The organism is Streptomyces sp. NPDC029041 (assembly GCF_040637515.1).
Taxonomy (GTDB): domain Bacteria; phylum Actinomycetota; class Actinomycetes; order Streptomycetales; family Streptomycetaceae; genus Streptomyces.
In genome coordinates, this window is record NZ_JBEZWO010000007.1 from 180,115 (window position 1) to 186,114 (window position 6,000).

7 protein-coding genes are annotated in these 6,000 nt (G+C 72.2%); 3 read left to right on the forward strand and 4 right to left on the reverse strand.

The genetic code is table 11. The features are described from left to right. The first annotated feature begins 601 nt into the window (after window positions 1–601). Window positions 602–1,066, forward strand: coding sequence for a pyridoxamine 5'-phosphate oxidase family protein (locus tag AB0F04_RS19480; protein WP_362043110.1), 465 nt, complete (start codon window positions 602–604; stop codon window positions 1,064–1,066). Window positions 1,067–1,145: 79 nt separating this feature from the next. After that, on the forward strand, window positions 1,146–1,538 hold the full coding sequence (locus AB0F04_RS19485; RefSeq protein ID WP_030845174.1) for a VOC family protein: 393 nt from the start codon (window positions 1,146–1,148) through the stop codon (window positions 1,536–1,538). 441 nt (window positions 1,539–1,979) lie between these two features. Here AB0F04_RS19485 and AB0F04_RS19490 read toward each other — a convergent pair whose 3' ends face one another. After that, window positions 1,980–2,276: a DUF4235 domain-containing protein gene (locus AB0F04_RS19490; RefSeq protein WP_031108703.1), complete on the reverse strand. Its 297-nt coding sequence runs from the start codon at window positions 2,274–2,276 to the stop codon at window positions 1,980–1,982. A gap of 34 nt (window positions 2,277–2,310) precedes the next feature. After that, window positions 2,311–3,336: a glutathione S-transferase C-terminal domain-containing protein gene (locus AB0F04_RS19495; protein WP_362043112.1), complete on the reverse strand. Its 1,026-nt coding sequence runs from the start codon at window positions 3,334–3,336 to the stop codon at window positions 2,311–2,313. 101 nt (window positions 3,337–3,437) lie between these two features. Between AB0F04_RS19495 and AB0F04_RS19500 the strand changes: the two genes are divergently transcribed. Next, complete coding sequence (locus AB0F04_RS19500) at window positions 3,438–4,397, forward strand: cation diffusion facilitator family transporter (protein WP_362043114.1); 960 nt, start codon at window positions 3,438–3,440, stop codon at window positions 4,395–4,397. An 87-nt stretch (window positions 4,398–4,484) separates the two neighbouring features. Here AB0F04_RS19500 and AB0F04_RS19505 read toward each other — a convergent pair whose 3' ends face one another. Both AB0F04_RS19505 and AB0F04_RS19510 read right to left on the reverse strand, forming a co-directional pair. Further along, window positions 4,485–4,934: a nitroreductase family deazaflavin-dependent oxidoreductase gene (locus tag AB0F04_RS19505; RefSeq protein WP_362043116.1), complete on the reverse strand. Its 450-nt coding sequence runs from the start codon at window positions 4,932–4,934 to the stop codon at window positions 4,485–4,487. Between the two features lie 104 nt (window positions 4,935–5,038). Then, on the reverse strand, window positions 5,039–5,671 hold the full coding sequence (locus tag AB0F04_RS19510) for a LysE family transporter (protein ID WP_362043118.1): 633 nt from the start codon (window positions 5,669–5,671) through the stop codon (window positions 5,039–5,041). Window positions 5,672–6,000 lie beyond the last annotated feature (329 nt).

Below are 6,000 nucleotides of genomic sequence, written 5' to 3' on the forward strand. Positions count from 1 at the left end.
GGCAACGGAATCGATCGACCGTGGTCGTTGACCGGCCATGTCCGGGGATCTTCTGTACTTTCCGCGACGGCCTCGCCGGTCAGCCGGACTCACGCGACCGGCTTCGGCTCCTGTCGCGAACGGCCGCGGGGGGGACGGCTGCTGTGGTGACGGCGCTCCTGCTGCAAGGCGAGCGCCTGCGTCGCCGCCTCAGCTGGGTTGGTCCACGAGCGTGCGCGGCCCGTCAGGCGCAGCGCGACCACCGGGTCCGGCCTGCGCTGCTTCGCGCGAGGCGTGCCGGCAGCCGGCCGGGGTGTCGAAGGGCAGGTCGCACCGGACGTCCTGAGGCATGCGTTTCCTTTCGGGAGACGGAACTCGGAGTCCCCCACCCCTGCGAGCGGACGGTCACCGGGACTGCCCGCACATTCGAACTGGCTGTCTCGGCTCGAAAGTTGAAGCGAGAAGCGGTACGAGGCTGCCCAAGGCGGTAATGAGCCATTCGTGACCGGACCGTGATCTCGGTTACTGCCGAGACGTCTTGAGCTGCGTACACTCCCACCTCCCTCGCACAACCGGAACTCCCGGTCGTGCGGCCCGGGGGAGGCGCCGTCACACTGGAACCATGACCTCACCGTCTCCGCGCACCGCGCAGCAGCGCAAGAAGGACACCCTGCACCGCCTGGACCACGACGTCGACGCCTGGGTCGCCACGGCCGACGGCGCGTCGGGGACGCCGTACCTCGTCCCGCTGTCCTTCCTCTGGAACGGCTCGTACCTGCTGTTCGCCACGCCCGCGTCGAGCCCCACCGGGCGGAACCTGGCAGCGTCCGGCCGGGCCCGCGTGGGCATCGGGCCGACCCGGGACGTCGTCATGGTCGAGGGCGCGGTCGAAACGGTGCAGCCCGGCGAGCTGACCGAGCAGGACGCCGAACTCTTCGCCGCCAAGACCGGGTTCGACCCCCGTCGGCTCGCCACGCCGTACCTCTATTTCCGTGTCGTGCCGCAGCGGGTGCAGGCCTGGCGGGAGGCCGACGAACTCGACGGTCGCGAACTCATGCGCGACGGACGGTGGTTGAAGACCGACTGAATCGGCCGGACCGGGATATCCGCACAGGAGAGGGCCGTGGGGCACGACCGCCCCGCGGCCGCGATCCTGCGGAGGAGACATGGCACTGGTGAAAGCGGGGGTCCTCGTGCTCGACTGTGCCGAGCCCGAGAAGCTCGCCGTGTTCTACAAGGAACTGCTGGAGGGGGAGGAGTCGGACGCCACCGCCAACCGGGTGGAGATCAAGAGTGCCGACGGCTTCCGGATCGCCCTGCGCCGGGACGTCAACGCGACCCCGCCCAGCTGGCCGCGCCCCGAGAACTCCCTCCAGGCCCACCTGGAGTTCGTGGTGGACGATCTCGACGCGGTGGAACGCCGCGTCATCAGCCTCGGCGGGCGCCCCCTGGAGGCCAAGGAGCCCTCGGGGCCCCTGGAGGAACGCGGCTACGCCGATCCGGCAGGCCACTCCTTCACCCTGCGCCGCACCGCACCTACGGCACCCAAGCAGGGCTGACCGGCCGACGGCACTCGGCCGGGGCCGTGCGACCGACGGCACCCGAGCGGGGCTTGCGGCTTGTGGCACTCGACCTGGGCCGTGCGGCCGACGGCACCCGAGCGGGGCTTGCGGCTTGTGGCACTCGACCGGGGCCGTGCTGGCGGACGGCGCCCGAGCGGGGCTGACCGGCTGACGGCACTCGACCGGGGCCGTGCGGCCGACGGCACCCGCGCGGGGCCGGCGGCCTGCGGCGCCCGAGCCGGGCTGACCGACTGCCCTCGGTCAGCCCGGCTCGGGCACCGCGGCTGGACGACTGAGGACGGACCGGCCCTGCTCGGGTGCCGCCGCACCGCCCCGCCCGGCAACCGTCGGACAGCTTCGAGCGACTCTGTCCGCAGGCCACGGGACGGCTTGGACCGGCCCCGCCCGGCAACCGCCGGGCGGGGCCGCGTGACTGTGTCAGTCCCGGCCGCCCTTCTCGCCGACCGGCCAGGTGCCGGTCGAACGCTCGATGGCCTTGGCGCCCGCGCGGTCCACGGCGCTGCGCACCACCGCGAAGATCGCGCCCTGGATCGCCGCGGCCAGCAGGACCTCGCCCCAGCCGCGGTCCTTGTCCAGCGCGTCGGGCGCGTCCTCCTCGTGCCGGATCGCCATCCACGTCTTGCGGAAGGCGAGCCCGGCCAGCCAGCCGCCCGACCAGCCGAGCACGAAGCCGAGCGGCTGGTACGCGAGGGACATCTTCTTCTTCTTTGCCACGGGAACTCCTTGGTAGCTGAGGGGGTGAAAGTGGTCAGGGGGTGCGCGCCGCCGGGATCCGCTCCTCGGCGCGGACCGGCCCGGGCGGTGTGCCGTCACCGAACGGCCGGCCGCCCAGCTCCTCGCGGTGGTGCGGGGTCAGCCAGCCGGCCAGGTCCGGGCCCAGCGGCACGATGCGGGTCGGATTGATGCCGGTGTGCACCTGGTAGTAGTGGCGTTTGATGTGGTCGAAGTCGACGGTGTCGCCGAATCCCGGCGTCTGGTACAGGTCGCGGACGTAACCCCACAGCACCTGGTTCTCCGTCAGCTTCCAGCGGTTGCACTTGAAGTGGCCGTGGTAGACCGCGTCGAAGCGGACCAGTGTGGTGAACAGCCGGATGTCCGCCTCGGTGATCGTGTCGCCGACGAGGTACCGCTGCCGCTCCAGCCGCCCCGCGAGCAGCTCCAGCCGCCGGAACACCCCGGCGCAGGCGGCTTCGTACTCCTCCTGCCCGGTGGCGAACCCCGCCCGGTAGACACCGTTGTTGACGTCCTCGTAGACGTCCGCCATCACCTCGTCGATCTCGTCGCGCAGCGCGGCCGGGTACAGGTCGGGCGCGCCCTCCCGGTGCAGGGCCGTCCATTCGGTCGCGAGGTCGAGGGTCAGCTGCTGGTAGTCGTTGGTCACCAGCCGGCCGTCGGCCACGTCCACGATCGCCGGCACGCTGACACCGCCCGGGTAATCGCTCTCCCGGCGGTCGTAGGCCTCGCTGAGGTAGCGGATGCCGAGAACCGGGTCGCGGCCGTCCTCGTCCAGCGTGAACCGCCAACTGCGGTCGTCCTGGATCGGGTCGGCGACGGCCAGGGACAGGGCGTCCTCCAGGCCGAGCAGCCGCCGGGACACCAGGGACCGGCTCGCCCAGGGGCAGGCACGGCTGACGACCAGACGGTAGCGCCCGGCCTCGACCGGCCAGCCGTCCCGGCCGTCCGCGGTGATCCGGTCCGCGAAGTGTGCCTTGGACCGTTTGAACGCCCTCCTTCCGTAGCCGGTGTTGCCGTCTTCGCCGTCGTCGCGGCTCATGGGGGTGACCTCCTCTGCCGTACGTGGGCCCTGGTGAACGCGTTCCCCGTTTTCCGTGGACGGCACGGTGTGAGTACCCCCGACCGGGGCAATCGGCGGAGGTGACTGATGAAGGAAGTGATCACAAGACACGCGTCACCGTGCTGGTGGCGCTCGCGGCCAATCTGGTGATCGCGGTGGCCAAGGCCATCGGCGGCCTGGTGGCGGGGTCACCGGCCCTGCTGTCCGAAGCGGCCCACTCGGTGGCCGACAGCATGAACGAGGTGTTCCTGCTCGCGGCTCTGCGCCGCAGCCGCCGCCCCGCCGACCGGCGTCATCCCTTCGGGTACGGCAAGGAGCGGTTCTTCTGGTCGCTCCTCGCGGCCGTCGGGATCTTCGTCATGGGCGGCTGTTTCTCGTTCTTCCAGGGCTTCGAGGCCCTGACGAGCGACGCGGCGGAGGGGCTCAGCGGCTATGTGGCCGGCCTGATCGTGCTCGGTGTCGCCCTCCTCGCGGAGGGCGCTTCGCTGGTGCGGGCGCTCTACCAGGTGCGACGCCAGGGTGGCGCGGGTGCCGGGCTGCGCGATCCGGCCCTGCGGACCGTCGTCGCCGAGGACGGCACCGCCGTGCTCGGCGTCACCCTGGCCATGGTGGGCATGGCGCTGCACATGGTCACCGGCCAGGTGGTGTGGGAGGCGTCGGCCTCGATCGCGATCGGGATGCTGCTGGTGTACGTGGCCTTCCGGTTGGGCCGCGAAGCCCGCGACCAGCTGATCGGCGAGGCGGCCGATCCCGAGTCCAGCGGGCGCATATGCGCGCTGCTGCGCGCACAGCCCGAGATCGACAGCGTGGAAGCGCTGTTCACGATGAAGACCGGACTCGACACGGCCCTGGTGGCCGCCCGCGTCGACCTGGTGCCCGGTCTGGACAGCGAGCGGGTCGAGGAGGTCGCCGTGCGCATCAAGCGGTCCATCGCCCGGACGGTGCCCGAGGCCGACCAGATCTTCCTCGACGTGACCGACCGCCCCGCCCGCGAGGCAGCGGAAAGCCCCGCCGCGACGGGGGAGCGCGGCGGGGCCTGAACCTCGCGTGCCCCGGTACGGCGGGTTCACACTCACGGGGCGGAAGATTTTTCCGCCGGCTGCCCGCACCGGGCAGCCGGCCCGCTGTCAGGCCTCTTCGGCCGGCTCCAGGACGAAGACCGGAATCTCCCGGTCCGTCTTCTTCTGGTAGTCGGCGTACGCCGGATACGCCGCGACGGCCCGCTCCCACCAGGCCGCCTTCTCCTCGCCCGTGACCTCACGGGCGGTCATGTCCCGCTTCACCGGCCCGTCCTGGAGCTCCACGTGCGGATCGGCCCGCAGGTTGAAGTACCACACGGGATGCTTGGGTGACCCGCCGAGGGAGGCCACCGCGGCGTAGCGCCCCTCGTGCTCCACCCGCATCACCGGAGTCTTGCGCAGTTTCCCGCTCCGGGCGCCCCGCGAGGTCAGGACGACGACCGGCATGTTCGAGCCCTGCAGGGTCGTCCCCTCCGTACCGCCGGAGCTCTCGTACAGCTCCACCTGCTTGCGCACCCACTGCGTCGGGCTGGGTTCGTATTCGCCTTCGAGCGGCATGACATCCGTCCCATCGTCGCGTCTGTGGCTCGTCGCCATCTGCCGTCAACAACCGTGCCCCGGGGAAATCATCCGCACCCGCGGAATGCGCCCGGATGCGGATCTCATCCCGGCGCGAGCGCCATCCGCACCGCCAGCGCCGTCATCACCCCGCTCGCCACCCATGCCGTCGCCAGCCGCCCCCGGCGGCCGGTCAGCGCCCGGCCCAGCAGTGCCCCGCTCCCGGCGAGCAGCACCTGCCAGCTCGCGGAGGCGGCGAAGGCGGCCACGACGAACACGCCCTGCTCCACGGGACCGGCCGGTCCCGTGGCCCGGGAACCGAGCACGAGCGCGGCGAAGTAGATGACCGTGGTGGGGTTCAGCAAGGTGATGCCCAGCAGGCCCAGATAGGCCCGGACCGGGCCCGGGGGAGCCGGGGCCGACCGGGTGGCGAGCCGGTGGCCGCGGTACTCGCGCACGGCGGTCGTCGCGCCCCGTGCCGCCAGCGCGAGCAGGACCAGCACACAGACCCACCGCAGGGGCCCGAGCACGGGACGCAGCGCGGAGGCCAGGGCCGTGCCCCCGAGGGTGGCCGCGAGGGCGTAGAGACCGTCGGCGGTGGCGACGCCCAGCGCGGCGCAGACGCCGGTACGCAAGGTGGTGCGGGCGGTGAGGGAGACGAGGTAGGTCCCGACGGCGCCCACCGGTACGGCGATGCCGTACCCGGCGAGCAGCCCCGCGACGAGCGCGGCCGTCATGACCGGGGCGGCGTCGGTCCCCCGTGGCGGCCGGACTGCTGCTGTCGGCGCGTGGCAGAGGCGGCGGACAGCGGCAGGAGAAGGGTGAACTCAGGCATGGCCGGATCCTGCGGCCTGCCCGGCCGTGCCGACAACCGGTTTTCGCATCGAGTCCCCGCGCTCGGGCCCTGGCACGGGCGCGGACCCCGGTACCGCACGCCTCCCGCCGCCGGCGTTCGAACGGGAGGGCGGCGTTCCCCGGCCATGTTGCCGACGCCGGCGATCTGGCCGGACTTCGCGTCGGGGGGTATTATTGGGTGGGGGGGTCTTGTTTGGGGGCGGGGCTCACC

Excerpts from the sequence above, each read along its gene's own strand:
- AB0F04_RS19480 (WP_362043110.1), top strand. The coding sequence starts at position 602 with ATGACCTCACCGTCTCCGCGCACCGCGCAGCAGCGCAAGAAGGACACC.
- AB0F04_RS19495 (WP_362043112.1), bottom strand. The coding sequence starts at position 3,336 with ATGAGCCGCGACGACGGCGAAGACGGCAACACCGGCTACGGAAGGAGG.
- AB0F04_RS19485 (WP_030845174.1), top strand. The coding sequence starts at position 1,146 with ATGGCACTGGTGAAAGCGGGGGTCCTCGTGCTCGACTGTGCCGAGCCC.
- AB0F04_RS19505 (WP_362043116.1), bottom strand. The coding sequence starts at position 4,934 with ATGCCGCTCGAAGGCGAATACGAACCCAGCCCGACGCAGTGGGTGCGC.
- AB0F04_RS19510 (WP_362043118.1), bottom strand. The coding sequence starts at position 5,671 with ATGACGGCCGCGCTCGTCGCGGGGCTGCTCGCCGGGTACGGCATCGCC.